18 protein-coding genes are annotated in these 25,711 nt (G+C 75.4%); 9 read left to right on the top strand and 9 right to left on the bottom strand.

Annotated features, from left to right (window positions below):
• Positions 1-475: 475 nt before the first annotated feature.
• Positions 476-1,063, bottom strand: a complete 588-nt coding sequence (locus J0910_RS18485) for a TetR/AcrR family transcriptional regulator (RefSeq protein ID WP_420159787.1) — start codon at positions 1,061-1,063, stop codon at positions 476-478.
• 79 nt (positions 1,064-1,142) lie between these two features.
• Between J0910_RS18485 and J0910_RS18480 the strand changes: the two genes are divergently transcribed.
• Together J0910_RS18480 and J0910_RS18475 are read left to right on the top strand one after the other, a co-directional pair.
• Positions 1,143-1,640 (top strand): FBP domain-containing protein, encoded by a 498-nt coding sequence (locus J0910_RS18480; RefSeq protein WP_420159786.1) that lies wholly within the window; start codon positions 1,143-1,145, stop codon positions 1,638-1,640.
• Between the two features lie 165 nt (positions 1,641-1,805).
• Complete coding sequence (locus tag J0910_RS18475; protein WP_420159785.1) at positions 1,806-2,909, top strand: hypothetical protein; 1,104 nt, start codon at positions 1,806-1,808, stop codon at positions 2,907-2,909.
• A gap of 595 nt (positions 2,910-3,504) precedes the next feature.
• Here the strand turns inward: J0910_RS18475 and J0910_RS18470 are convergent.
• From J0910_RS18470 to J0910_RS18460, 3 genes are all read right to left on the bottom strand, one after another.
• Positions 3,505-4,083 carry a GNAT family N-acetyltransferase gene (locus tag J0910_RS18470; protein ID WP_420159784.1) on the bottom strand — a complete coding sequence of 193 codons (579 nt, stop codon included), beginning with the start codon at positions 4,081-4,083 and terminating at the stop codon, positions 3,505-3,507.
• A 95-nt stretch (positions 4,084-4,178) separates the two neighbouring features.
• The gene (locus tag J0910_RS18465) at positions 4,179-4,655 is read right to left on the bottom strand and encodes a nucleoside deaminase (protein ID WP_420159783.1); all 477 of its coding nucleotides are present in this window, start codon (positions 4,653-4,655) and stop codon (positions 4,179-4,181) included.
• A gap of 29 nt (positions 4,656-4,684) precedes the next feature.
• On the bottom strand, positions 4,685-7,951 hold the full coding sequence (locus tag J0910_RS18460) for an NACHT domain-containing protein (RefSeq protein WP_420159782.1): 3,267 nt from the start codon (positions 7,949-7,951) through the stop codon (positions 4,685-4,687).
• A 155-nt stretch (positions 7,952-8,106) separates the two neighbouring features.
• Here J0910_RS18460 and J0910_RS18455 point away from each other — a divergent pair, with 155 nt between their 5' ends.
• Positions 8,107-8,505: a VOC family protein gene (locus J0910_RS18455; protein ID WP_420159781.1), complete on the top strand. Its 399-nt coding sequence runs from the start codon at positions 8,107-8,109 to the stop codon at positions 8,503-8,505.
• 84 nt (positions 8,506-8,589) lie between these two features.
• Here J0910_RS18455 and J0910_RS18450 read toward each other — a convergent pair whose 3' ends face one another.
• Positions 8,590-9,261: a uracil-DNA glycosylase gene (locus J0910_RS18450; RefSeq protein ID WP_420159780.1), complete on the bottom strand. Its 672-nt coding sequence runs from the start codon at positions 9,259-9,261 to the stop codon at positions 8,590-8,592.
• Between the two features lie 613 nt (positions 9,262-9,874).
• On the opposite strand from J0910_RS18450, the gene J0910_RS18445 reads away from it, so the two are divergent.
• Both J0910_RS18445 and J0910_RS18440 read left to right on the top strand, forming a co-directional pair.
• Entirely contained in the window at positions 9,875-10,810 is a 936-nt protein-coding gene (locus J0910_RS18445) for a DsbA family protein (RefSeq protein WP_420159779.1), read from the top strand.
• A gap of 496 nt (positions 10,811-11,306) precedes the next feature.
• Positions 11,307-12,998 (top strand): protein kinase domain-containing protein, encoded by a 1,692-nt coding sequence (locus J0910_RS18440; RefSeq protein WP_420159778.1) that lies wholly within the window; start codon positions 11,307-11,309, stop codon positions 12,996-12,998.
• Positions 12,999-14,469: 1,471 nt separating this feature from the next.
• Here J0910_RS18440 and J0910_RS18435 read toward each other — a convergent pair.
• The 3 genes from J0910_RS18435 to yczE form a co-directional block, all read right to left on the bottom strand.
• Positions 14,470-15,183 (bottom strand): MgtC/SapB family protein, encoded by a 714-nt coding sequence (locus J0910_RS18435; protein ID WP_420159777.1) that lies wholly within the window; start codon positions 15,181-15,183, stop codon positions 14,470-14,472.
• A 72-nt stretch (positions 15,184-15,255) separates the two neighbouring features.
• A complete protein-coding gene (locus J0910_RS18430; protein WP_420162017.1) occupies positions 15,256-17,052 on the bottom strand; it encodes a glycoside hydrolase family 15 protein in 1,797 nt (598 codons plus the stop codon).
• 448 nt (positions 17,053-17,500) lie between these two features.
• Complete coding sequence (yczE, locus tag J0910_RS18425) at positions 17,501-18,184, bottom strand: membrane protein YczE (RefSeq protein ID WP_420159776.1); 684 nt, start codon at positions 18,182-18,184, stop codon at positions 17,501-17,503.
• Positions 18,185-18,248: 64 nt separating this feature from the next.
• Between yczE and yczR the strand changes: the two genes are divergently transcribed.
• Complete coding sequence (gene yczR, locus J0910_RS18420; protein ID WP_420159775.1) at positions 18,249-19,676, top strand: MocR-like transcription factor YczR; 1,428 nt, start codon at positions 18,249-18,251, stop codon at positions 19,674-19,676.
• Between the two features lie 125 nt (positions 19,677-19,801).
• Positions 19,802-21,673 carry an AMP-dependent synthetase/ligase gene (locus J0910_RS18415; protein ID WP_420159774.1) on the top strand — a complete coding sequence of 624 codons (1,872 nt, stop codon included), beginning with the start codon at positions 19,802-19,804 and terminating at the stop codon, positions 21,671-21,673.
• A 248-nt stretch (positions 21,674-21,921) separates the two neighbouring features.
• Here J0910_RS18415 and J0910_RS18410 read toward each other — a convergent pair whose 3' ends face one another.
• On the bottom strand, positions 21,922-22,746 hold the full coding sequence (locus tag J0910_RS18410; protein WP_420159773.1) for an alpha/beta hydrolase: 825 nt from the start codon (positions 22,744-22,746) through the stop codon (positions 21,922-21,924).
• Between the two features lie 400 nt (positions 22,747-23,146).
• Here J0910_RS18410 and moaA point away from each other — a divergent pair, with 400 nt between their 5' ends.
• Complete coding sequence (gene moaA, locus J0910_RS18405) at positions 23,147-24,136, top strand: GTP 3',8-cyclase MoaA (RefSeq protein WP_420159772.1); 990 nt, start codon at positions 23,147-23,149, stop codon at positions 24,134-24,136.
• A 132-nt stretch (positions 24,137-24,268) separates the two neighbouring features.
• The gene (locus tag J0910_RS18400; protein ID WP_420159771.1) at positions 24,269-25,456 is read left to right on the top strand and encodes an RtcB family protein; all 1,188 of its coding nucleotides are present in this window, start codon (positions 24,269-24,271) and stop codon (positions 25,454-25,456) included.
• Positions 25,457-25,711 lie beyond the last annotated feature (255 nt).

Below are 25,711 nucleotides of genomic sequence, written 5' to 3'. Positions count from 1 at the left end.
TCCGCCCCGGGAGCGGTATCGCCCGGACCGGCTCCCCCGCGCGGGGGAGGACCGGCGCCGGATCGGCGCCAGACCGGCCTCGGACCGGCGCCGGCGGTGCCCCCGGCCGCCCGCGGGGCCGGCCGCCCTCCGCAGCGGTGATCCCGGAGCTGCGGGGGCATCCGGGCGCCCGGCCGCCCTCCGCAACGCCGGGATCACCGGGGGAGGGGCGGCCGGCGGGGGCGTGCTCCTGTGCGGGCCGGTCTCTTCCCGTCTGCCTGCGGTGGTGTCCGCTCGTCGGCGGGGGAGGCGGGGGGAGAAGGGGAACCCCGGGATCCTCATCGGACCGGGGGCCCGGGGTGGCCGGGGCGGGTGCCGGCCCCGCCGTTCCGGGCCCTTCGCGCCCCTGCGCCCTCGCCCCACCTGCGTCCCCGCGCCTCCGCCCCCCGTGTCCGCGGGGTGCCGGCGGTGGGCGCCGTGGGAGGTGCGCCGCCGGCTACCCCGCCCGGGGCCAGTTGCGGAGCAGGAAGTCCAGCGCGTCGACCGTGCGCTCCCAGGAGTCCTGGACGCCGCGGGGGTGGCCGAAGCCGCCGATCGCCTCCAGGGAGGCGTAGCCGTGGAAAGTGCTGCGCACCAGCCGGACCGCGTCGGTCAGGTCGGGGTCGCTCAGCCCGTACCCGCGGAACAGGGCGCCGGTGGTCTCGACCACGCGGCGGGGCCCGTCGGCGTCGGCGCCCGCCCCGGCGGCGGCCGCGTCCGGGTCGATCCGGATCTGCATCGCCGCGTACCGGCCCGGATGGGAGAGCATGAACCCCCGGTAGGCGTCGGCGAAGGCCTTGAGCGCGTCCCTGCCCGCCCGGCCCTGCACGGCCCCGCCGAGCCGGTCCGCCAGCTCGCGCGAGGCGAGCAGGGCCATCCGGGTGCGCAGGTCGCGCACGCCGGCCACGTGCGAGTAGAGGCTGGCGTCCTTGACGCCGAACCTGCGGGCCAGCGCCGATATCGTGACCGCGTCGAGCCCGGCCTCGTCGGCCATGTCGGCCGCGGCCGCCACGACCCGCTCGGTCGTCAGTCCGGCACGGGGCACGCTGCCACCTCCGTATCCGTTCGCCTAGGGGGAATAACCTTTTGCCTAGGATACCTAGGCGGCGCTAGCGTCCGGAGGCATGAGACCGCTCAGTGAGAAGGACATCCGCTCCTCGTTCGTCAACTGCTCCAAGGGGGAGGCCGGGCGCGCCCCGCTCCCGCGCGACCTGCCCGACACGTCCTGGGACGACCTGGACTTCCTCGGCTGGCGCGACCCGGGATCGCCCGAGCGCGGCCACCTCGTCGCCGAGCACGGCGGCCGCCTGGTCGGCGTCGCCTTCGGCTCCCCGGCCCGGCGCAGGCGCAACTTCCTGCACCGCAGCCTCTGCTCGCTCTGCCTGACCACCCACCCCTCCGGCGGGGTCTCCCTGATGACCGCGCGCAAGGCCGGCAAGAGCGGCCGCGAGGGCAACTCCGTCGGCCTGTACGCCTGCACCGACCTGGACTGCTCGCTGTACGTGCGGGGCCTGAAGACCCCCGGCGCGGGCGGCCGGCTCGACGAGTCGCTCTCCACCGCCGAGCAGATCGAGCGGACCAGGGCCAACCTGTCCGCGTTCCTGGGCCGGGTGCTGGGCTGACCGCTCCGCCCCGGTCGGCGGCGCGTCGGTCCGCGGCCGGAAACCCCGAAGAATCGGGGGTTTTCGGCTCCCAGAGGACAACAGGACGCCTTCTTCGGACGTCCCAACCGAAGATCCGCGATCCGCGCGGAGCGACGGTCGGCAGGCGAACTGGAGAGTGAAGCGATGACGCGACGTGCCGAGGCACGACCGATGCTCGCGGCGGGGACGGCCGCGATGGCCGGGCTCGCCCTGGCGGCGGCCGCCGCCCCCGCCCAGGCGCAGTCCGCCTGGGAGCAGGTCCACGGATCGGGGGAGGCCGGCGGCTCGTTCGACGCCGTCGCGGCCGCCGGCCCCGACGCGGTCTGGGCGTTCGGCGACGACGAGGCCCAGAGCGACGGCGCCACCCGGATCCACCGCTGGGACGGCTCGGAGTGGACCCGGGAGCCCGTCCCGGAGGGCTGGACGGTGGTCCCCACCGCCGCCGACGCGGCCTCCGCCGACGACGTGTGGGCGGCCGGAACCTCCCCGCAGGACGGCGCCTCGGCGCTGCACTACGACGGCTCCTCCTGGTCGGCCGTGGAACTCGACCCGGCGCTGCGGCCCACCGACATCGAGGCCGCCTCCTCCGACGCCGTGTGGATGCTCTCCCGGCCGGTCGACGGCTGGGACCGGGCGGCCTTCTTCGACGGCGAGATCTGGCGCGACTACCCCGCCCCCACCGTGGACCGGGCGCTGTCCGCCGTCGCCGAGGACGACGTCTTCGCGGTCGGCGCCGACGGCGACCAGCCCGGGGCGGACCGCTGGAACGGCACCGAGTGGACACCGATGGACGTGCCCGCGGTGGAGCTGCCCGGCGGCGAGGCCAACGCGGTCTTCGACGACGTGGTCGCGCTCGCGGCCGACGACGTGTGGGCGGTCGGCCACGTCTTCTGGAAGGACGGAGAGGAGAAGAACCACTACCGGCCGCTCATCGGCCACTACGACGGCGAGTCCTGGACCGTGGAGACCGACGGCGAGGCCGAGGGGTCCTACGTCGCGGTCGCCGAGGACGGCGAGGGCGGCCTGTGGATCGAGGACGGCGGCTGGAACCCCGTCTTCGTGCACCGCGCCGCGGACGGCACCACCACCCGCCACACCGTGGACGGCGGCAAGTACGACCTGTCGATCACCGCGCTGGCGAGCGTCCCCGGCGGCGGCGCCGTCGCCGCCGGCACCGCCTTCGAGGAGGGCGACCCGGACGTCTTCACCGACCACGGCGTCGTCCTCGGCACCGGCGACTGGAGGTAGCGGCGGAGGCGGCGGGAAAGGGGCGGGGCGGGGAAGTGCTCCTTCGCCCGGCCCGTCGCGGCCGCCTCTCGGGCCCCGTCCGATGCGCTGGAGCGCCGCCGAACGCGTGCGGTCGCGGGCCGGGCTCCTGCTCGCCCGGTGCCCCGGCGGGCCCGGCTGCGGATCGCGGCCTCCGCCGCCGGCTGGGGAAGGGGCGGGGCGGGAGACGCCCTGCCGGCCTGAGCCGCTTCGGGCAGGATGCCCACCGCCGCGAATCCGGCCGTGCCGGCCCCGGCCGGCTCCCGCCGTGGCCGCCTTGCAGAGAGGCCGCCCCCTGGTCCGGCGCCCGAAGCCCCGGGGCGCCGTCGCGGGCGGGTGGTGGCCCTGGCGGCTCAACGCCCTGGCGGAGCCGGGGCCGGCCGCCCTGCCCGCCCGCTCCGGAGGCCGATCCGCCGGGCCCGCCCGGCTGCGGGCGGACGCCGCCGGGGAGCCGCCTGCGGCGGCCGTGTTCCGCCCGGAGGCGCGTGCGCCCGCGCGGCACCGCTCCCGGCCCGGAGGGCGGAGCGCCCGAGACACGGGCTCCTCCGCTCACCGGCGCCGGCACGGCGAACCGGGCTCAGCGCCGCCCTGAGGCGCCCCTCCGGCCGGTCTCGAAGAAGATCCACACGTCCGGCGGCAGCTCGGGGCGCCCGGCGACCGGCCGGGTCTCCTCGTCCCAGCCGTCCACCGCCACCGAGGCGGCCACCTCCCGCCAGAACCGCGCCGCGCCGGGGTTCTCCTCCTGGAACGCCACGCCCCAGCGCCCCGGCCGCCGGCTCAGCACGTCCTCGGCGGCCCGCCGGCCCACGCCCAGCCGGCGCACCGCCCGCACCACGAAGAACTCGCCGATCGACTCGGTCCCGTCGTCCAGCGGCCGGGTCAGCGCGAACCCGGCCGGGGCGCCGCCCACCTCGATCAGGTAGGCCCGCCGCCCCGGCTCGGTGAAGAACAGCGGCAGCCGGGGGAACGGAAACCCGCCGTCGGCCTCCGGCAGCCTCCCCCGGAACTCCGACAGGTCGTGCATGTACAACTGGCCCAGCCGCTCCAGCAGCGGCAGGTCCTCCTCGTCCGCCCGCCGTACGGTGGTCCGGGCGGTGTCCGGAGCGTCGCCGGCGTCGTCCGGGACGCCGTTCGAAGCCTCGTCCGAAGTGCTCATCGGGGCATCCTGGCAGACCCGGGCGCGACCGGGAAACCGGGGAGGGCCGCGCCCCGGGAACGGGCGCGGCCCCCTCCGGCCGGCGGCGGGACCGCTCACCCGGCGCCGTGGAACCGGGCGTGCAGGGCGTGCACCTCATCGGCCAGCTCGGGGGCGGGGCCCTCCACCGCGACCTCGGGGGCGACGTCCCCGACCGGCAGCGGCCGGACCGGGGCCCGCTCCGCCCCGAACCCGTCCAGCCAGCCGGTCAGCTGCTCGGTGGAGGCGGCGTAGACGATCCGCCCCAGCCGCACCCAGCCGTGCGCGGCCGCGCACATCGGGCAGTGCTCCCCGGAGGTGTAGACGGTCGCGGCGGCGCGCTCCTCCGCCGACATGTTCTCCGCCGCCCACCTGGCCAGCGCGAACTCCGGGTGCCGGGTGGCGTCCCCGCCGGCCTCCTCGTTGTGCCCCTCGGCCAGCACCCGGCCGTCCCCGGAGACCAGGACCGACCCGAAGGGCGAGTTCCCGCCCTCCAGGGCCTCCTCGGCCAGTTCGACGCAGCGGCGCAGGTGCTGAAGATCGGTTCCGTCCATGGGGCCATTCTGCTCCGCGGGCGGGGTCCTCAGGACAGCGAGGAGTAGGAGCCCTGGTGGTCGCTCTGCTCGTGCGTGCTCGGGCGCCGGTGCGGCCGTTCGCCGGGGGCGGCGGGGTCCGCTCCGTTCCCGGCGGCCAGGTCGAGGATGCGCCCGCGGGCCTCGGAGAAGTCCCCGGGGGAAGGGCGGGACCGCCCGAGGAAGGGCTCCAGCCGGTCCAGGGCGGTGCTCAGGGCGGACCGCGACAGCAGCGGGCCGTGGACCAGCGATTCGACCTCGGACAGGTACTTCGCGACCAGGCGCTCGAGATCGACGCGGTCGAGATCGAAGTTCCCCCTTTCGAGGGCTTCGAGGTCCTCGGCCGCCTGCCGGAGCGCGAGCAGCTCCAGACGGCCGAGCGCACTGGTGCCGAGCAGGCGGCGGAAGGCGGTGCGGCGCCCCTCCGGGTCCTTGGCGGGCGGTGACAGCCGCAGCAGCAGCACGTCGTGCGACTCGCTCCAGGAGATGCCCGGGTCCTCCGGGTCGGAGTACCAGGCCAGCAGGTCGTCCCCGACGTAGCGCAGGTAGGGGCCGAACATGAGCATCATCCGCGCCGCGCTGCCGATGGCCCGCACCGCGACGCTGCGCAGCAGCTTGGAGGTGACCGTCCCCTCGGGCAGCTCGATCCGGTACGGGTCCAGGACGTCGTTGCTCCCCGGGCCCTCCGCCCGGATCTCGAACCCCACGCATTCGCCCAGGTTGACCGGGCCGCCCCGCTCCCGGGAGACCACCGCGCTCACCGGCCCGTCCATGCCGCCCAGGTAGCGGACGCGGACCGTGTCGACGAAGCCGTGCCACTCGTCGTGCTGCAGGCTCCGCCACAGCCACGCCTGCCGCCGCCACTCGGTCCAGGCCGCGTCGGTCCCGGCCTCGGGGAACAGCGTCTCCATGTCCAGCTCGTCGGCGCAGCAGACGAGCAGCACCACCAGGTTGGCGGAGTAGGCCGCCTGCCGGTAGACCACGGTGGCCCGCGCCGGGGCGTACCCGGTGAAGCTGCGGTTCCCGCTCGGGAACGGCGCCGCCTGGTACAGCGAGAGCAGCAGGTCGGCGTAGTCCTCCCGGAGCCCCGGGTCGCCGTCGAACCTGCGGTGCAGCAGCTCCTCCAGGAACTCCACCACCGGGGCGCGCCCGGAGAACGCCGCGAAGGAGGCGATGGCGTAGAGCAGCCCGTCGTCCAGCGGCCGGGCGAACCGGCGGCGGCGCTCCCGGGCGTGGTCGGCGACCAGGTCGTCCAGGGTGCCGGCGACGAACCGGGCGACCAGGTACTCGCCGAAGGTGGCGTGCAGGAACTCGTAGACGCTCGCGGTGCGGTCCCGCTGCCGGGCCTGGGACTCGTGCACGAAGAAGAACCGGCCCAGCACCTGCTCGGCGTCGCTGATCGCGCCGTGCAGCTGGGCGTCGTCCGGGCGGACCGCCGCGTCGGGGAAGAGCACCCGCAGGTCCTGCTCCAGCTCCTCGGCGGAGACGGTCTGCCGGTGCCGGGCGAACATCGCCATCGCGACGATCTCCAGCCGGCGCAGCTCCGCGTCGCAGGCCTCCTCCAGGTCGGCGCCGTTCAGGTGCGGCCGGTGCTTGGTGATCTCCCGGCGGGCGAACATCGCCAGCAGCTCCTCGTAGAGCGACCCCCGGGACAGCGCCCCCTCCGCCCGCTGCAGCGCGTTGCCGCTGCCGTCGTAGACCAGCAGCATCATCAGCAGCAGCGGCTGCTCGGCCAGCTCGCGGTAGGCCATCAGGGACTCCGGCCGCGCGGGGGCCAGCCCGGCGGCGGCGAGCGCCTCGGCGTTGGTGGCGTTCCAGACCCCCGCCAGCCGGGCGACCCGCGCCTCGTCGAACGGCTCCAGCCGGATCAGCGGGCACCCGGCGGGGAAGCGCATCCGGTGCGCCACCACGGTCCTGGCGGTCACGATGACCACGGCCGGCTGCCCGAGCGCCTGCTGCTGCCGCTGGAACTCCTGCACCTGCTCCAGGTAGTCGGAGCGGTCCACCCCGGTGGCCTGGAGCAGTTCGTCGAACCCGTCCAGGATGACCACGGGCAGCGCCCCCTCGGCCGCGTCGGCCAGCTCCCGCCAGGAGGTGTCGTCGTGCAGGACCGACCGCAGGCCCTCGTCGATCTGCCGGTGGATCGGCGCGTTGGGCGCGGCCCCGCGCAGCTCCACCCGGACGGTGAAGAAGTCGGAGGCGGGCAGCCGGGCGGCGATCATCTCGGTCAGCTTGGACTTGCCCGCCCCGGGGTGGCCGAGGACGACGATGGGGGACTCGGTGCTCCGCGGCTCGGTGAGCAGCGCGGCCAGCAGCGCGGGGGTGTCCTCCCGCAGCTCCTGCTCCTCCCACCAGGCATCGGAGGAGGGGGCGGCGCCGAACGCGTAGGCGAACCGGGCGCACGGCGCGACGTAGGCCTCCGCGGTGCTGGGGAAGGCGAGCCCACCGTCGGTGCCCGCGGAGCGGAGGATGGGGCGGTGCAGCACCGCCCGGTTGGCGTCGGCGAGCTCGCGGAGCCGGCGCGGCACCGGGCGCCCGGACGCCACCTGGTCGAGCAGCCGGTGCAGCTCCTCCAGGCCGTCGGCGACGTCGGCGAGCCGGCCCCGGTCCTCCGCGCGCTCCGCCATCTCCGCCCAGAGCCGCAGCTCCGGCAGGTCGGCGCTGAGCCCCAGGTAGGAGTCGGCGTACTTGCGGTCGGCGGCCTCCTCGATCCGCTCGTCGCGCAGCGCGGAGAGCAGCCGGGAGCGCTCGGTGTCGTTCAGCCGGTCCCAGGCGGCCAGGCCCTTGAGGTGCGGGATGAACGCCTCGTCGAGGGCGGAGCGGAAGAAGGGGCGCCGGGAGAGCTCCTTCCTCCGCCCGCCGCCCCGCCGGCCGCGCGGCAGGCCGAGGGCCGCCCCCTGGATCCTGCCGCCCACCTTCTCCAGCAGGAGCAGCTGCTCCTCGCCGGTCATCTCCAGGTCGTCCAGGGAGAGCGGGGCGCCCTGCCCCGCCAGGTGCTCGGCGACCGAGGTGAACAGGGCCTCCACCGCGATGATCTTCAGCGCGGCCTCGATCCGCTCCATCCGGTCCATCCGGCTGGCGCCGGAGACCTTCTCCCGCAGCGAGACCAGGGCCTGGCGGCCCCGGTACACCATCTCGCTGCGCAGTCCGAACAGGTCGGGAACGCCGACCGCGCCCAGGCCGCCGTCGACCAGCCTCTCCGCGAAGTCCAGGACGGCCGAGTCGTCCCGGCCGAGGATCTTCAGCGCGTCGGCGTAGGTGAGCTGCTTCTTCGCCATCGAGTGGGGCTCCGAGGGGTCGGGGGCGGGCGTCTCAGGGGGCGCGGACCGCCGGGAAAACCGGATGCCGGGCCGCGGCCCCGGATGGGAGCATGCCACGAAAAGCCCTTGGAAATCGGCTTTTTCGGCCGGAACCGGTCCCCTCGGGAGGAAACTTGCCATCGGTCATCAGGACGATCACCTTCGACTGCGCCGATCCCCACGCGCTGGCGGTCTTCTGGGCCCGCGTCCTGGACGGGGGAATCCACCCCGACGACGTCCCCGGAGGGGACGAAGCATCGGTCATCGCCCCCGGCGGCGGCCCCGAGCTGCTCTTCCTCAAGGTGCCGGAGGGCAAGTCGGTGAAGAACCGGGTCCACCTCGACCTGGGACCGGGGGAGCGCCGCCGGGACGCGGAGGTGGAGCGCCTCATCGGGCTCGGCGCGACGCGGGTCGCCGACCACCGGCGGGAGGACGGCGGCGGGTTCGCGGTGCTCGCCGACCCGGAGGGCAACGAGTTCTGCGTGGAGATCAGTGACGCGGAGATCGCGGAGCGGGCCGCCCGCCAGGGCTGACCGCCGCGCCGCCGCCGGCGCCCGTGCCGCCCCGGAGGCCCCGGAGAGGCGCGGGCACCGGTGCCGGCGCGCGGACCGGGCGCGCTAGGGCAGGCGCCAGTCGATCGGCTCGGCGCCCTGCTGCTCCAGGAGGGCGTTGGCCTTGCTGAACGGGCGCGAGCCGAAGAAGCCGTTGTGCGCCGCCATCGGACTGGGGTGGGTGGACTCCACGCACGGCACCTCGGGCATCAGCGGGCGCAGGTTGCGGGCGTCGCGCCCCCACAGGATCGCGACCATGGGCTTGTCCCGGGCGGCCAGCGCGCGGATGGCCTGGTCGGTGATCTCCTCCCAGCCCTTGCCGCGGTGCGAGGCGGGCTTGCGCGGCATCACCGACAGCGCCCTGTTGAGCAGCAGCACGCCCTGCTCGGTCCAGGGGGTGAGGTCGCCGTTGGAGGGCATCGGGTGGCCCAGGTCCTCGCAGTACTCCTTGAAGATGTTGCGCAGGCTCCCGGGGAGCTTGACGTCCGGTGCGACGGCGAAGCTCAGCCCGATCGCGTGCCCGGGGGTGGGGTAGGGGTCCTGCCCGACGATCAGCGCCCGCACCTCGTCGAACGGCTGCTGGAAGGCGCGCAGCACGTTGTCCCCGGCGGGCAGGTAGGTGCGGCCCTCCGCGACCTCGTTGCGGAGGAACTCGCCCATCTCCGCGATCTTCCCGGCGACCGGCTCCAGCGCCTTCGCCCAGCCCTCGTCCATGATCTCGTTCAAAGGTCGTGCCATGCGGACAAACCTAGCGGCGCCCGGGGACGAAAAAGCACGGAACCGCCGACCCGGCGGGAGGATCGGCGCCGGCGGCGCCGCCCGTGCTGTTCGCGGTCTGGCTGATTCCGGCCGTCCGGGACGTCCGGGCCGGGCACAAGGCCAGGTGAGCCCCTGGAAGGGCGCTCCGGGCGGGCCCGCCCGGAGCCCCGGGCCGCCCGCCCCGGGCGGAACGTGCATCTAGGCTCTGCACCGGACCCATGCCCGGCGGTGACGAGCGAAGCACAGGGAGACGCCCATGGATCAGCGGCCCGACGGAGGGCGACCGGAGGAGGTGCGGCCCCCGGGGACCGGCCCGCAGGGACCGCCCGGCGTACCGGGGCCGCCCGCCCCGCGGCCCGGCCCGCAGGCGGCGCCGGGCGGACCGCCGCCTCCCGGCCCGCAGGGACCGCCGCCGGGGCCTCCGGGACCGCAGGGGCCCGGCCCCGTTCCGCCCGGAGGACCGCTCCCGCCGGGCGCTCCGCCGGCCGGCGGCCTCCCGCAGGGCCCGGCTCACGGACCGCCTCCGCCGTACGGGCCTCCCCCCTCCGGCCCGCCGCACGGCCCGCCTCCGCGGCACGACGCTCCCGGCCCGGTGCCGCCCGGGGGAGCGCCGCCCTACCCGCCGCAGGGGCCGCCGCACGGCGCCCCGCAGGGGGCACCGTGGCCGCAGGGGCCGGCGGGCGCTCCGCCGCCCGCACCGAAGAGGTCCAAGGCGCCGCTGGTCATCGGCCTCGTAGCGGGCGGGCTGGTACTGGCCCTGGTCGCCGCGGCCGCGCTGTACCTCCTGCTGCCGGCCGGCGGGCAGGAGCAGGCCGGCGGCACCGGGCAGGACGGAGCCGCACAGGCCCCCGCCGGGGGCGGCGCCCCGGCCGGTGACGGCACCTCCGAGGACGGCATGCAGGTCATGCAGGCGGACGGCAGCGTCGTCTACGGAGCCGAGCACACCGGCCTGCCGGTGGTGGAGGTCTACATGGACTTCCAGTGCCCCGCCTGCGCGCAGTTCCACGCCCAGAGCGGCGCCGACCTCAAGAAGCTCGCGGAGGACGGCGAGGTCACCCTGCACTACCGGCCGGTGAGCATCTTCGCCGGGCAGCCGGAGCCGATCGGCCCCAACTCGGTCCGGGCGGGCGTCGCCGCGATGGCCGCGGCCGAGGCCGGCCGGTTCGTCGAGTACCAGGACCTCCTCTTCGGCAACCAGCCCGCCGAGGGCTCCGAGGGCTTCTCCCCCGAGGAGCTGAAGGGGTGGGGTGCCGAGGCCGGCATCGACGGCCCGGCCTTCGCCGAGCGGATCGACGCCGAGATGCCGGCCGCGCAGGCCGCCGGCACCGAGAGGAGCGCGCCCGACGGCTCCCTGGCGGCGGCCCTGCTCGGCGCCACCGACGCGGCCACGGCGCGCTACAGCGGCGCCGACGCCTTCTCCGGCACCCCCGCCGTCTACCTCAACGGAGAGTCGGTCGGCGGCCCGGACCTCTTCGAAGAACTCGAAGAGGGCCTGAAGGGCGCCGGCCCCGGCCGGATCGACCCCTGACCCCGGCCCCGGCCCCGGCGACGCACTCGGACCGGTGCCGGGAGCCGCCGCGTCGCCCCCTCGTTGATCTTGGGTTGCGGGGGCATCAGAGCGCTCTGATGCCCCCGCAACCCCAAGATCAACGAGGACGGGCGGGGAAGCGCGAGGCGGCCCCAGTGGGCGACCGGCCGGGCGCATGTCCAACGGCCTCGGAGGCGGCCGGCCCGGCGCTTCGCCGGGCGCGGTTCTCTTCCCTTCTCTTCCCTGAGGTGTGCAGAGCGCTGGTACGGGGCCGTCTCCGCCCGATCCCAGGGGCGGGGCCGCTTTCGCCCGGTTCCGAGCGGAGAGCCGGTCCCGTCCCGGCTCACCCCGGCCGTCCCGGGGTCGGCGGGCTCCGCTACGATGTCCGCCGCCCCCGGTGTCCGGACGGACGGGCCGGGGACGCTGGCCGGCCGCCGACGCGGCCGCCCCCGCTTTCCCCGATCACCCCGCCGAACACCGTGGAACAGGCGAACCAGTGAGCTCTGAGCTGTTTGTCGGCCCCGAGGACCGACCGGACAAGTACCGATTGGTCCGGGAGGTCGGACGCGGCGGCGAGGGCATGCTCCACCTCGCCGAGGTGGTGCTCGCCGGCGCCCGGGAGCCGGTGATCGTCAAGGCGCTGCACGCCGAGATCGCCGCCGACGAGCAGCAGTTCGGGGAGCTCGGCGCCCGCTGGGCCGAGCAGGCCGAGCTGCTGCGCTTCATCAACGTGCCCGGAGTGGTGGGGATCCGGGAGTACTTCCAGGGGCCGCGCGAGCACCCCGCCGGGCGGGCGGACCCCGCCACCCGGTCGCTGTACCTGGTGATGAACTACGTCGCCGGGGTCCCGCTGCGCGCCTGGCGCAAGGAGAACCCGGTCGACGGCCCGCAGGCCGCCGACGCGGTGCTCGCGGCCCTGGAGCGGACCGCCGAGGTCATCGACCACCTGCACTCCGGCCGGGCCACCCCCTCGGGGCGGCCCGTGGTGCACGGGGACCTCTCGCCGGGCAACATCATGCTCGGCGGCGCCGGCGAGGCCACCCTGGTCGACTTCGGGCTGAGCCGGATCTCGGCCCGGCACGTCACCCGCACGCCCTGGTTCACCCCCGGCTACGCGGCGCCCGAGGTGTTCGTCGGCGAGTACTCGCCGGCCACCGACCGCTACGCCTTCGGCGGCATCGTCTACTACGCGCTGCGCGGGGAGAACCCGCCGCCCTCACCGGAGCAGGTCCGGCAGGCCTTCCAGGCGCTGCCGCCGCTGGCCGCCGCCCCGCCCGAGCGGCGGGAGCGGATCCTGTCGATGTTCTCGGTGGAGCCGGACGAGCGCCCCGGCACCGGGGCGTGGATCCGCGAGCTGCGCGCCCTGGCCGCGGGGCGCGGGGAGTCCCCGGCGTTCGCGGCCGGGGCCCCGGTGCCGCCGCCCGCTCCGCGGCCGCCCGCCCCGCAGCCGCCCGACACCGTGCCCGAGGGCCCCGCGCCGCACGCCGCTCCGGCCGGGCCCCAGGCCGGCGCCGCCGGCCCCGGGAGGAAGGGGAGCGGTGCGAAGAGGGCGGCGCTGGTCGGCGGCGCCGCCGTGCTGGCCCTGGCGCTGTTCGGCGGCGGCGGGGCCGCCGCCTGGGCGCTGCTGGGAGGCGAGCAGGAGCCCGGCCGGGGCGGGGGAGGGCAGGCGGCGGAGCCGCCCGGCGCCGAGCCGGAGCGCGGCGGCTCCGCCTCCGCGTCCGCCTCCGCGAGCGCCTCCCCCTCGGCGAAGGCCGAGGAGGAGAAGGAGGAGGGCGGCAAGGAGGAGGAGCGGGTCAACGAGCGCCCCGGCAGCCCGCTGTCCGACCGCTCCACCATCCTGCCCGCGCAGGAGTACGGCTCGGGGGAGGCGGTCCTGGACGGGGTGCGCTACCAGGAGTCGCTGACCGTCTCCGGCGCCTGCGGCAAGCCGTCGGCCGAGTACAACCTGGGCCGCGGCTCCTCCTCGTTCGCGGCGACGGTGGGCGTCGACGACGGCTCCTCCGGCCCCCGGGCGGTCTTCACCGTGGTCGGCGACGGCAAGGAGCTGGCCTCGGCCACCGCGGGCCCCGGATCCCCGGCCGAGATCAGCGCGGACGTCTCCGGGGTGCTCCGGCTCCGGCTGACCGTGGAGTGGTCCGGGGACTGCTCCGGCGCGGTCGGCGTGTGGGGCGACCCCAAGCTCACCTGACGCCCCTCCGGCGTTGCTCTTGGCGTCGTCGCCGTCCCGACCGGCCTTGCCGTCAAGCGGCCGTTGCAATGAGGACCCCGGGGAGGGCCGAGGGACGGGAGGCCCCTGACCAGGCGCGGCGCCCCACGGAGCGAAGGTTCGGGCGGGCAGCGAAGGCAGGAAGGGGACCGGCCGGTCGGTCGGGTGCGGCGTCTCGCGTGGCCGGGGTTCAAGCGGGCAGCGAAGGCGGAAGGGGGCGTGCCGGCCAGTCGGTCGGGCGCGGCGCCCCACGGGGTGGAGGTTCAAGCAGGCGGCGACGGCGGGCAGGGGACCGGCCAGTCGGTCAGGCGCGGCACCCCACGGGGCCGGGGTCCAGGCGGGCGGCGACGGCAGCGGTGGGACGGAGCCGGGCGCGTCCCAGCCGGGCGCGGCACCTCGCGGAGCGAAGGTTCAAGCGGGCGGCGAAGGCGGCAGTGGGGGACCGGCCGGTCGGTCGGGCGCGGCGTCTCGCAGAGCAAAGGTTCAAACGGGCGGCGAGGGTGGGAGGGGGCGGGCGCTGCGTTCACCGGCCCGGCGCGTGCTCCCGCCGGGGGTGGTCATATCCCGTATGCCGGGTTCGCGGCGGGGATCGGGCGGGGGCGGGGGCGCTCTGCGCACCTCGGCAGCACCCCGATTACATCTACCAGCGAGTAGTAAGCCCTGAAGCCCCCATTGCCCCCTCCTTGGTTACCCAGAGTGGCCAAAGCGAGGCCTCTCGGCAGGGCAAAAGCGACATCTCGCCCCCGCTCCGCCTCTGTCAGAGTTCCGGCCCCCTGCTTTGCGCCCTTGCGGGCGGCTCGAACCCCCGATCACCGGCCCGAACGGCCCCGATCGAGCCTCCCGGGGCGGTTCCGGCCCGGGATGCGCGCCCGGGAATCACCGGGGTGCTCTCGCGGTGCGCAGGGCGCCCCACTTCACCATCACCCTGAGTATTTACCCAGGTCAGGGAGGGGGAGCGGTTTCAGGGGCGGCCGGCAAGGGGGCCCGGGCGACGCGGGAAGGGCGTCCCGCCTCCTCTGCCCGCCCCGGCTGCACCCATCCTGCTCTACCGCGTCCGACCGACCGGCCCGTTCCCACCGCCGCCTTCGCTGCCTGCTTGAAGCCACGCTCCGTGGGGCGCCGCGCTCGGGTGACCACCTGTACCTCGCCCCTGCCTGTGCCGTCGCCGCTGGTCTGAACCCCACCCCGTGGGGTGCCGCGCCGGACCGGCCGGCCGGTGCCCACTCCCGCCGTCGCCGCTTGTCTGAAGCTTCGCTCTGTGAGGTGCCGCGCCCGGCTGGGGCGTCCGGCCGCGTTTCTTCCTTCGCCGTCGCTGCCTGTTCGGACCCTTGCTCCGTGGGGTGCCGCGCCGGACCGACTGGCCGGTGCCCACTCCCGCCGTCGCCGCCCGCTCGAACCCCCGTCCCGTGAGGCGCCGCGCTTGACCGACCGACCGCCTGCACTCCGCTCGGGATCAGCCCTCCACGTCGTCGGGGTCGGCGGTGTGGACCGAGAGGACGCCGTCCACCTCGGCCAGGGCGGCCGCCAGGCGGCCCGGGTCGGTCCTGCCCACCACCAGCAGCGAGAGGTCGATCGAGGCGGGGCCGGCCGGGCCCGCGCCGCCGCGGGAGGTGCGGACGTCGCGGACGGTGCAGTCGTGCCGGGTGGCCTCGGCGAGGATGCGGCGCAGCGCGCCCCGGCCGTCCAGGTACTCCACCTCGAACAGGGTGGAGTAGGGCGCGGACCGGCTGATCCGGCGGGTCAGCGACGGGTAGGCGTAGGCGACCAGGAAGTGCGCGGCGGTCACCGCCGCGGCCAGCACCCACAGCCCGGCCCCGGCCGCGGTGCCCACCGCGGCCACCACCCACACGGTGGCGGCGGTGGTCAGGCCGCGCACGGTGTCGCGGCGGACGAAGATCAGCCCGGCGCCGATGAAGCCGATGCCGGAGACGATCTGGGAGGCCACCCGGGACGGGTCCAGGGTGACGTCGTCCAGCTCCAGGACGTCGCTGAACCCCCACTTGCTCACCAGCATGAACAGGGCGGCGCCCACCCCCACCAGGGTGTGCGTGCGCAGCCCCGCCGACTTCTGCCGGAGCTGGCGCTCCAGGCCGATCAGCGAGCAGAGCAGCAGCGCCACGAGCAGGGCGCCGACCTGCTCCCATCCTTGGCCGGTGAAGTCCAGCATGGAGGGGATCATTCCCACCCGGGGCCCACCCGGCACCCTTCGGGCCCGCACCGGCGGACCCGAAGGGGCAGGTCAGTCGCCGGTTCCGCGGACCCGGTCGTCGGAGTGGGCCAGGTTGAGCGCCGTGGTCACCAGCGGCACGTGGCTGAACGCCTGCGGGAAGTTGCCCACCTGGCGGCCGGCGGAGGAGTCCCACTCCTCGGCGAGCAGCCCCAGGTCGTTGCGGAGCGAGAGCAGCCGCTCGAACAGCTCCCGGGCCTCCTTCTCCCGGCCGATGGAGAGCAGCGCGTTGGCCATCCAGAAGCTGCAGGCGAGGAAGGCGCCCTCGTCGCCGGGGAGCTTGTCCGCGGCCTCCTCCCGGTCGGTCCGGTAGCGCATCACGAAGCCGTCGACCATCAGGTCATCGCGGATCGCCTCGATGGTGCCGATGACCCGCGGGTCGTCGTAGGGAAGGAAGCCGACCTCGGGGATGAGCAGCAGCGCCGCGTCCAGCTCGGTGCTGCCGTAGTACTGGGTGAAGGTGTTGCGGCGGGCGTCGAAGCCGTACTCGCAGACCTCGGCGTGGATGGTGTCGCGGAGCGACCGCCACCGGTCCAGCGGGCCCTCCTCGCCGAACTCCTCGATGGCGCGCACCGCGCGGTCGGCGGCGACCCAGGCCATCACCTTGGAGTGCACGAAGTGCTGGCGGGGGCCGCGCACCTCCCACAGGCCCTCGTCGGGCTCGTCCCAGCACCACTCCAGGAAGTTGACCAGCGAGCGCTGCATGCCCCACAGGTGGTCGCCGCCGTTCAGGCCGCACCGGCGGGCCAGGTCGAGCACGTCCATGACCTCGCCGTACACGTCCAGCTGGTACTGCTGCACCGCGGCGTTGCCGATCCGCACCGGCCGGGAGTCCTCGTAGCCGGGCAGCCAGTCGGCCTCCCACTCGGCCAGCCGCCGCTCGCCCCGCACGCCGTACATGATCTGCATGTGCTGGGGCTCGCCGGCGACCGCCCGCACCAGCCACTCGCGCCAGGCGCGCGCCTCCTCGGTGTAGCCGCTGCGGATCAGCGCCTCCAGGGTGATGGTGGCGTCGCGCAGCCAGCAGTAGCGGTAGTCCCAGTTGCGCACCCCGCCGATCTCCTCGGGCAGCGAGGTGGTGGGGGCGGCGACGATCCCGCCGGTGGGCCGGTAGGTGAGCGCCTTGAGGGTGATCAGGGAGCGGACCACGGCCTCGCGGTACTCGCCCTTGTAGCTGCAGTCGTCGACCCACTGCTTCCAGAACCGCTCGGTGCGCGACAGCGACTTCTCCGCGTCGAGGTGGTCGGACTCCTCGGCGTGCGAAGGGTGCCAGGTCAGCACGAACGGCACCCGCTGGCCGGCGCTGACGGTGAACTCGGCGTCGTGCACGAAGTTGTGCCCGCGCAGCGGGACGGTGGTGCTCAGCCAGACCGAGTCGGGGCCGGCCACGGCGACCAGCTCGGTGCCGCTGCGGGTGATCCAGGGGACCACGTTGCCGTAGTCGAAGCGGACCCGGAGCTCGGTCGACATCCGCACCCGGCCCCGCACGCCCTCGACGATGCGGACCAGGTGCGGGGCGCCGCCGCGGGGCGGCATGAAGTCGATGACGCGGACGGTGCCCTCGTCGGTCTCCCACTCGCTCTCCAGGATGAGCGTGTCGGGGCGGTAGCGGCGGCGGGTCGCCCGCACCGGGCCGTCGGTCGGGCGGATCCACCAGTTGCCGTTCTGCTCGTTGCCGAGCAGCGCGGTGAAGCAGGCGGGCGAGTCGAAATGCGGCATGCAGAGCCAATCGACCGAGCCGTCGCGCCCCACGAGCGCGGCCGTCTGCATGTCGCCGATAAGCGCATAGTCCTCGATCCGGTCGGACACGCGGCTCACCCCCTGAATGATCAAGATCACGTCGTCGCCGGACGTACCGTATCCAACTCTGGGAGGGCCCCGAACCGCTCCGGCGGGGGCTCCGCCGAACTCGCCCGCAACGGTCCGGATCCCCCTCGGAAGCGTTGTGTCCAGAAACCGGGTGGTTTAGCCGGAATTCTGGTAACGCCGCCGGTCAGCGGCTCTGGGGCCGGTGCGCCGGTCCGATCCGTGGGGGTTCCGGATACGGTCCGCCCGGAGTGGGCGGATCGTCCGTCCGAGGCGCCTCGCGCCTGTCCGGCAGAGCCTACCCATGCGGGGCCGGTACCCGGGGCGCCCGCGCGGGCGCGGCGCCGGGCGCGGGGCACCGCCGATCCCACCCCCTCGACGGATCAGGGCCCCGGGCCCGGTGGAGGCCCGGGGCGGGTGGCGTCCGTCACCCCGTGGGACGCCCGGGGCGTCACTCCGGTTCGCGCAGCCGCATCCTCGGGATGAACACCTGGGCGAGCGGGCCGATGGCCAGGGCGAAGGCGAGCGTGCCCAGGCCGACGGTGCCGCCGAGCAGGAAGCCGAGCACCACCACCGAGACCTCGATCCCGGTGCGGGCCGCGCGGATGGACAGGCCGCGCGCGGCGAGGCCGGTCATCAGCCCGTCGCGCGGGCCCGGACCCAGCCGGGCGCCGATGTAGCAGCCCGTCGCGACCGCGGTGACCACGATCCCCGCGGCCAGGTAGCCGGCGCGCAGCGGCAGCCCGCCGGCCTCGGGGTCGGGCAGCCACCACAGCGTCGCGTCCACCGAGAGCCCCACCACGACCACGTTGCTGACCGTGCCCAGCCCCGGGCGCTGGCGCAGCGGGATCCACAGCAGCATCAGCAGCGCGCCGATGATGATGCTCCAGGTGCCCACGGAGAGCCCGGTGTGCCGGGACAGCCCCTGGTGGAGCACGTCCCACGGGGAGCTGCCCAGGTCGGCCGCGATGAGCAGGGCGCCGCCGGCCCCGAACAGGTGGAGCCCGGCGAAGAGCCGGACCAGCCTGCTGAGGCGGGGGCGGGGGAGCACGGTGTCGAGGAGGGCGGCGGCCCTGCCGGAGCGGGGGGAGGAAGAGGAGGGGCGGGAGGCGGGATTCGTCGGAGATCCGGGCATGTGCGTAATATTGGCGCCATCTGAACCGGAAAGAACAGATCCAATCGGCGAAAGTGGCCCTCTCATGGTCGGCGAAAGACGGATCAACGGCGTCCTACTGGCCCGGCTGGTCGGCGACAGCGCCCAGGGGCGCCCCTACTACCTCGCCGTGGCCAGGGCGATCAGCGGGCTCATCCTCGACGGCAGGGTGCCCACCCACACCCGGCTGCCCGCCGAGCGCGACCTGGCCACCGCCCTCCGGGTGAGCCGGAACACGGTGACCGCCGCCTACACCTGGCTCCGGGACAACGGCTACCTCGACAGCAGGCAGGGCGCCGGCAGCTGGACCGTGCTGCCCGAGCCGAGCGCGTCCCCCGGCGCGCCGTTCGTCCCGCAGACGGAGCTCTACGACGTGGGCGTGGCCGCCTCCCCGGCGGTGGAGGGGCTGCAGGAGGCCGCCCGGCTGGCGGTCGAGCAGCTCCCCGCGCACGTCGGCAAGCTCGGCTACACCCCGCGCGGCCTGCCCGAGCTGCGGCACGCCGTCGCCCGGCGCTACGTCGAGCGGGGCCTGCCCACCACCCCCGACCAGATCTTCGTCACCAACGGCGCCCAGCACGCGGTCACCCTCCTGCTGGACCTGCTGCTGGAGCCGGGCGACGCGATCCTGATGGAGACCCCCACCTACCCGCACGCCCTGGAGAGCGCGCGCCGCCGGGAGGCGCGGATCCGCACCATCGGGGTCTCCTCCGACGGCTGGGACATGGAGTACGCGGCCGACGCCTTCCGGCGCGCCCGGCCCCGCGCCGCCTACCTGATCCCCGACTTCCAGAACCCCACCGGGGCGCTGATGGACGACGACGAGCGGGCCGCCGTGGTCGCCGAGGCGCGCCGGGCCGGCAGCTCGCTGATCATCGACGAGAGCGTCGCCGAGCTCGCCATCGACTCCGGGGACCAGCCCGCCCCGGTGGCCGCCTACGACACCGACGGCCGGGTGTTCAGCGTCGGCTCGGTCTCCAAGCTGCTCTGGGGCGGGCTCCGGCTGGGCTGGGTGCGCACCACCCCGCCCATGGTGGAGCGGCTGATGGCGGTCCGGCAGCGGGTCGACATCAGCAGCCCGCTGCTGGACCAGCTCATCGTGACCCGGCTGCTCGCCGACGTCACCCGGATCCGCGCCGAGCGCAGCACCGGGCTGCGGCGCAGCCGGGACGCCCTCACCGCCCGGCTCCGCGAGCGCCTCCCCGACTGGCGGTTCACCACCCCCAGCGGCGGGCTGGTGCTCTGGGCGGCGCTGCCGCAGCCGGTCGCCGGAGCGCTCAGCGAGGCCGCCCACCGGCACGGCGTGCACCCCGCCCCGGGCCCGGTGTTCGGCACCGAGGGCACCCTGGAGCGCTACATCCGGCTCGCCTACACCCAGCCGCCGGAGGTCTTCGGGGAGGTGGTGGACCGGCTCGCCGACGCCTACGCCGAGGCGGTCGCGCTGCCCGCCCCGGCCCGCGGCGGGCTCTACCTCTGAGGCCGCCGGGACCGCCTGCGGGGGCGGCGCTCCCGGGCCGGTCCGGGCTTGCCCGGCCCGGCCGCCGCGTGGTCCTATAAGCCGCACGGGGTGACCTGGGTCACGACGAGCGGCTGGAGGGCTGCATGCGGCAGAGGGACGTCCTGGCGGAGCGCGCCGAGGTGGAGGCGGAGATCGCGGGCCAGACCCTGGTGGACTGGTTCCGCAGAACCGCGGAGGAGTCGGGCGACGCGCCGGCCCTCTCCGACCGGGCCGGCGAGGGCCCGGACGCCGGATGGACGACCCTGACCTGGACGGAGTACCGCCGGGCCGCCCTGGACGCCGCGGCCGCGCTGGTCCACACCGGGCTGCGCCCCAGCGAGGTGGTCGCCCTGATGCTGCCGAACCGCTCCGAGCACCTGATCGCCGACTCCGGCGCGGTGCACGCCGGCGCGGTCCCGCTCACCGTCTACGCCACCTTCGCCCCCGAGCAGGTCGCCTTCGTCGCCGCCGACTGCGGGGCGCGGGTCGCGGTGCTGCAGGGCGCCGCGGAGCTGGAGCGCTGGAGCCTCGCCCTGGACCGGCTCCCGGAGCTGCACACCGTGGTCCTGCTCGACGCCGGCGCGGTCCCCGCCGACGCCCCGCCGGGCCGCCGCTACGTCTCCTGGGCCGACTTCACCGCCGAGGGCGCCCGGCTGCGCGCCGCCGACCCGGCCCCGGTCGAGGAGCGGATGGCCGCCGTCCGCCCCGAGGACAGCGCCACGCTGCTCTACACCTCGGGCACCACCGGCGACCCCAAGGGCGTCTACGAGACCCACCACCAGGTGCTGTTCCAGTGCACCATCTCGCTGCGCGCCAACCAGACCCCGCACCGGGCGGCCGCGCTGTCCTACCTGCCGATGGCGCACATCGCCGAGCGGGTGCTCAGCGCCTACCTGCCGCTGCGCGTCGCCGGCCACCTCTACTTCTGCCCCGACCTCTCCCGGCTCGGCGAGTACCTCCGGCTGGTCCGCCCGCACGGGCTGTTCGGCGTCCCGAGGGTCTGGGAGAAGCTCCAGGCCGGGCTGGCCGCGGCGCTGTCCGCCGCCCCTCCGGAGCAGCGCACCGCCATCGAGGCGGCCGCCGAGATCGCTCGGGACCACTTCGAGCAGGGCCAGTACGGCAGGGTGCGCGAGCCCGGACTGGCCGAGCGGTTCGCCCGCGCCGACGCCGAGGTGCTGGCCCCGATCCGGGCGCTGATCGGCCTGGACCGGGCGGTCTACTGCCTCACCGCGGCCGCGCCGGTGCCCGAGGAGACGGTGCGCTTCTTCAGCGGCCTGGGGCTGCTCGTCCGCGACCTGTACGGGATGACGGAGAACTGCGGCGCGGTCACCATGAACCGGCCGGAGGCCTACCGGTTCGGCAGTGTCGGCCCGGCCTCCGACGGCATGGAGCTGCGCATCGCCGAGGACGGCGAGATCCTGGTGCGCGGCCCGATCAACGTCTCCGGCTACCTGGGGAGGCCCGAGGAGTCGGCCGCGCTCCTCGACGCCGCCGGCTGGCTGCACACCGGGGACATCGGCCGCCTCGACGAGGACGGCTTCCTCTACGTGGTGGACCGGAAGAAGGAGATCATCATCACCGCCGGAGGGGAGAACATCGCCCCGGCGGCGATCGAGGGCAGGCTCAAGGAGCACCCGCTCATCGGCCAGGCGCTCGCCTACGGAGACCGGCGCCCCTACCCGGTCGCGCTGCTGACCCTGGACGGCGAGGCGGCGCCGGCCTGGGCCGCCGCCAACGGCCTGGGCGGCATGGGCCTGGCCGAACTGGCCGGGCACCCCGAGGTCCAGGACGAGGTGGCCCGCGCGGTGCGGGCCGCCAACACCGGCCTGGCCCGCGTCCAGCAGGTCAAGCGCTGGCGCCTGCTGCCGGGGGAGTGGAGCGTGGAGAGCGAGGAGCTGACGCCTTCGCTCAAGCTCAAGCGCAGGGTCATCCACAGCAAGTTCGCCGACGTGATCGACGCCCTCTACGAGGAGTGAGGCCGCCCCGGAGGCGCACGCGACGCCTCCCCGCGCCGACACCGGCCGCGGCGGGCGGCCCGAAGGCCCGGAGGGCGCCGGGCGCGCCCCGCCCCGGCGGCGCGGCGCCCCTCTCCTGATGCGGCCGCCCCCTCCGCGGAGCCGCCGCGGCACCCGGTGCCCGCCCCGCCCGCTCCGGGCGGCGCGGCGGAAGGGGCGGCCCCGCACCGCCGCGGACCCCGGTCCCGCCCCGACGGGCGGCCGCCGGGTCAGGCCGCGGTGAACCGGGAGGCGAAGCGGACCACCTCGCCCAGGGGCACCTCCTTGTCGGTCTCGTTGAACACCTCGTGCCGGGCGCCGGGCAGGATGCGGGCGGTGACGTCGTCCCCGGCCAGGGAGAGGACGCCCTCGGCGGTGCCGTCCAGCGGCACCAGGGAGTCGTCGGAGCCGTGCACCCACAGCAGCGGCAGCGCGCCGATGCTCCCGGCCGCGGTGGTCCGCTTCAGCTCGGTGTCGATGGCCTGCAGGGTCGGCCGCTTGAACGGGCCGTGCCAGACGAGCTCGTCGGCGGCGTAGGCCTCGCCCACGGCAGGGTCCCGGGAGAGCGTGGCCGGGTCGATCGGGGTGTCCGGGATCTCCTCGAAGGAGAGCAGGTGCGGCACGACGTCCCAGCGGCCCAGCACCGGGCCGGACAGCGCCAGGCCGGCGAGCTCCCCGGGGTGCGTCTGGGCGTAGCGGGCGGCGATCAGGCCGCCCATGGAGTGGCCGACCAGCACCAGCGGGACGGAGCGGTAGGCGGTGCGCGCCTGGGTGACCAGGCGGTGCACGTCCTCCACCACCCCGGCGAAGTCCTCGATCAGCACCCGCTCGCCGGCGGAGCGCCCGTGCCCGCGGTGGTCCAGCCCGTACACGGCCGCGCCCTCCGCGCACAGGTGCGCCGCGACGTGCTCGTAGCGCCCGATGTGCTCGCCGTAGCCGTGCACCAGTACCGCCAGCCAGGACGGCTCCGCCCCCTGCGCGGCCCACGCCCGCGCGTGCAGCCGCTGCGAGCCGCCCGGGCCTCCGGGGAGTCCCCATTCGCGTGTACCGATCATCCGCACTCCTTCGGGTCGAGGTGTCCGAAGGTAGTGTGCTGCGCCCGGCGGCGCGGACGGAAGGGGCGCCGCGCGGCCTGTGGACGACCGCCCGCGGACGGCCGGCCCGCCCGCGGGGCGGGGGCCGGCGCCTGTGCCGCATGTGGCTTCGGCCGAAACCCGTGCCGCACGGGAGGGGCCGCTTTGTGCCGGGCGACGGAGATCGCCCCGCGCAGGCCGGGGAGACCGGCTCCCGCCGGGCCGGACCGGGGTCCGCCATGCCGGAATGGGGGCGGCGTCTCTTAGGGTGGTGTGTGTCGGGAACCACATGGCGGCGCGGTCCCGCTCCGCACGGCGGGAGCGGACCGCAGCGGGCGGCCCCCCGGCCGGCCCCCGCGGACGAAAAAGGGAGGTGACGCCCGTGCTGGCTGATTCCTACGGGAGAGTGGCCACCGACCTGAGGGTCTCCCTCACCGACAAATGCAACCTGCGCTGCACGTACTGCATGCCGCCGGAAGGGCTGGAGTGGCTGCCCAAACCGGAGCTGCTCACCGATGACGAGCTGAACCGGCTGATCCGCATCGGCGTCACGATGCTGGGGATCACCGAGGTCCGGTTCACCGGCGGCGAGCCGCTGCTCCGCCGGGGCCTGCCCGGCATCGTCGCCTCGGCGGCGGCCCTGGAGCCCCGCCCCAGGACCGCGCTGACCACCAACGGCATCGGCCTGGCCCGGACGGCCCCGGCGCTCGCCGAGGCCGGCCTGGACCGGGTGAACGTCTCGCTCGACACGCTCCGCCACGACGTCTTCGAGAAGCTGGCCCGGCGGCGCCGGCTGGACGACGTGCTGGCCGGTCTGGCCGGGGCGGCCGAGGCCGGCCTCACCCCGGTCAAGGTCAACGCGGTGCTGATGCGCGGCGTCAACGACGCCGAAGCGCCCGACCTGCTCCGCTACTGCCTGGAGCACGGCTACCGGCTGCGGTTCATCGAGCAGATGCCGCTGGACGCCCAGCACGGCTGGCGGCGCGACACCATGATCACCGCCGACGAGATCCTGGACCGGCTCTCCGCCGAGTTCGACCTCGCCCCCGCCGACGCCGCGACCCGCGGCAGCGCGCCGGCCGAGCTGTTCCACGTCGACGGCGGGCCGGAGACGGTGGGCGTGATCGGCTCGGTGACCCGCCCGTTCTGCGGGGCCTGCGACCGGGTCCGGCTCACCGCCGACGGCCAGATCCGCAACTGCCTGTTCGCCAGGGAGGAGTCCGACCTGCGGCCGCTGCTGCGCGGCGGCGGCACCGACGCCGAGATCGCCGAGCGGTGGCGCGCGGCGGTGGCGTCCAAGCGGCCCGGCCACGGCATCGACGACCCCAGCTTCCTGCAGCCGGCCCGCCCGATGTCGGCCATCGGGGGCTGACCGGACCGCCTCGGAAGAGCCCCGCCCGCCGGAAAACCTGTTGCCGGGGGCGGCGGGGTTCTGGCGTCATGGTGGGGCGCGGCGGCGGGGGCGCCGCGCCCCAGCGAAGAACGACCGAGAAGGTGATCAGCCATGTCGTACACCGAGGTGCCGGGGGCGCGGGTGCCCATCCGCATGTGGGCCGACCCCGACGGGGTGGAGTCCGCGGCGATGGACCAGCTCCGCAACGTCACCCGGCTCCCATGGGTGCACGGCCTGGCGGTCATGCCCGACGTCCACTACGGCAAGGGCGCCACGGTCGGCTCGGTGATCGCGATGCGCGACGCGGTGTCGCCGGCGGCGGTCGGGGTGGACATCGGCTGCGGGATGACCGCGGTCAAGACCTCGCTGAAGGCCGAGGACCTCCCGGACGACCTGCGCCGCCTCCGCTCGGACCTGGAGGCGGCCGTCCCGGTCGGCTTCCACATGCACAAGGCGCCGGTGAACCTCCAGCGCATCCACGGGCTCAAGACGGCCGACTGGGGCCGGTTCTGGAAGCACTTCGACGACCTGGCCCCCGCCGTGCACCGCCGGCGCGACCGCGCCGAGAAGCAGATGGGCACCCTGGGCGGCGGCAACCACTTCCTGGAGGTGTGCCTGGACGGCAAGGGCTCGGTCTGGCTGGTGCTGCACTCCGGCTCGCGCAACATCGGCAAGGAGCTGGCCGAGCACCACATCGGCAAGGCCCGCGGACTGCCGCACAACCAGGACCTGCCCGACCGCGACCTCGCGGTGTTCGTCACCGGTACCCCGGAGATGGACGCCTACCGCCGCGACCTGTTCTGGGCCCAGGACTACGCGCGCCGCAACCGCGACGTGATGATGGGCCTGGCCTGCGGCGTGGTGCGCACGTCGTTCCCGGGAACGCGGTTCGACCAGTGGATCTCCTGCCACCACAACTACGTGGCCGAGGAGCGCTACGACGGGGTGGACGTGCTGGTCACCCGGAAGGGCGCGATCCGCGCCGGCAAGGGCGACCTGGGGATCATCCCGGGCAGCATGGCGACCGGCACCTACATCGTGCGCGGGCTGGGCAACCCGGAGTCGTTCAACTCCGCCTCGCACGGCGCGGGCCGCCGGATGAGCCGGAACAAGGCCCGCAAGACCTTCACCGAGGCCGACCTGGCCGAGCAGACCGCGGGCGTGGAGTGCCGCAAGGACGCCGGTGTGGTGGACGAGATCCCCGGCGCCTACAAGGACATCCAGGAGGTGGTCTCGGCCCAGACCGATCTGGTCGAGGTCGTGGCCCACCTCCGCCAGGTGGTCTGCGTCAAGGGCTGAGCCGGCGCAGAACGAGGACGCCGCCCCGGGCGGCGCGGACGCGGAGGCGGGCGAGGACGGCGCCCGCCTCCGCCGTTCCCGTACCGCGGGCGAGGGCGCGGCCCCCGGTGGCGCCCGCCTCGGGGTCGCTTGCGCGGAGAAGTGGTCGAAGCGGCGGCCGGGGCAGGGGCCGACCGTTTCTCCGGGGAAAGTATTCGGTTCGGCGGCCGAAATCTCCGGGAGTGTTTTTATGGGCCACACATAATGGACAAGAAG

Source organism: Nocardiopsis oceanisediminis (genome assembly GCF_048595525.1).
Taxonomy (GTDB): Bacteria; Actinomycetota; Actinomycetes; order Streptosporangiales; family Streptosporangiaceae; genus Nocardiopsis_A; species Nocardiopsis_A oceanisediminis.
This window is presented reverse-complemented; position numbering and strand designations above follow the sequence as displayed.

Coding starts and splice junctions, on each gene's coding strand:
- J0910_RS18480 (WP_420159786.1), top strand. CDS start 1,143: ATGAGACCGCTCAGTGAGAAGGACATCCGCTCCTCGTTCGTCAACTGC.
- J0910_RS18475 (WP_420159785.1), top strand. CDS start 1,806: ATGACGCGACGTGCCGAGGCACGACCGATGCTCGCGGCGGGGACGGCC.
- J0910_RS18470 (WP_420159784.1), bottom strand. CDS start 4,083: ATGAGCACTTCGGACGAGGCTTCGAACGGCGTCCCGGACGACGCCGGC.
- J0910_RS18465 (WP_420159783.1), bottom strand. CDS start 4,655: ATGGACGGAACCGATCTTCAGCACCTGCGCCGCTGCGTCGAACTGGCC.
- J0910_RS18460 (WP_420159782.1), bottom strand. CDS start 7,951: ATGGCGAAGAAGCAGCTCACCTACGCCGACGCGCTGAAGATCCTCGGC.
- J0910_RS18450 (WP_420159780.1), bottom strand. CDS start 9,261: ATGGCACGACCTTTGAACGAGATCATGGACGAGGGCTGGGCGAAGGCG.
- J0910_RS18435 (WP_420159777.1), bottom strand. CDS start 15,183: ATGCTGGACTTCACCGGCCAAGGATGGGAGCAGGTCGGCGCCCTGCTC.
- yczE (WP_420159776.1), bottom strand. CDS start 18,184: ATGCCCGGATCTCCGACGAATCCCGCCTCCCGCCCCTCCTCTTCCTCC.
- yczR (WP_420159775.1), top strand. CDS start 18,249: ATGGTCGGCGAAAGACGGATCAACGGCGTCCTACTGGCCCGGCTGGTC.
- J0910_RS18415 (WP_420159774.1), top strand. CDS start 19,802: ATGCGGCAGAGGGACGTCCTGGCGGAGCGCGCCGAGGTGGAGGCGGAG.
- J0910_RS18410 (WP_420159773.1), bottom strand. CDS start 22,746: ATGATCGGTACACGCGAATGGGGACTCCCCGGAGGCCCGGGCGGCTCG.
- J0910_RS18400 (WP_420159771.1), top strand. CDS start 24,269: ATGTCGTACACCGAGGTGCCGGGGGCGCGGGTGCCCATCCGCATGTGG.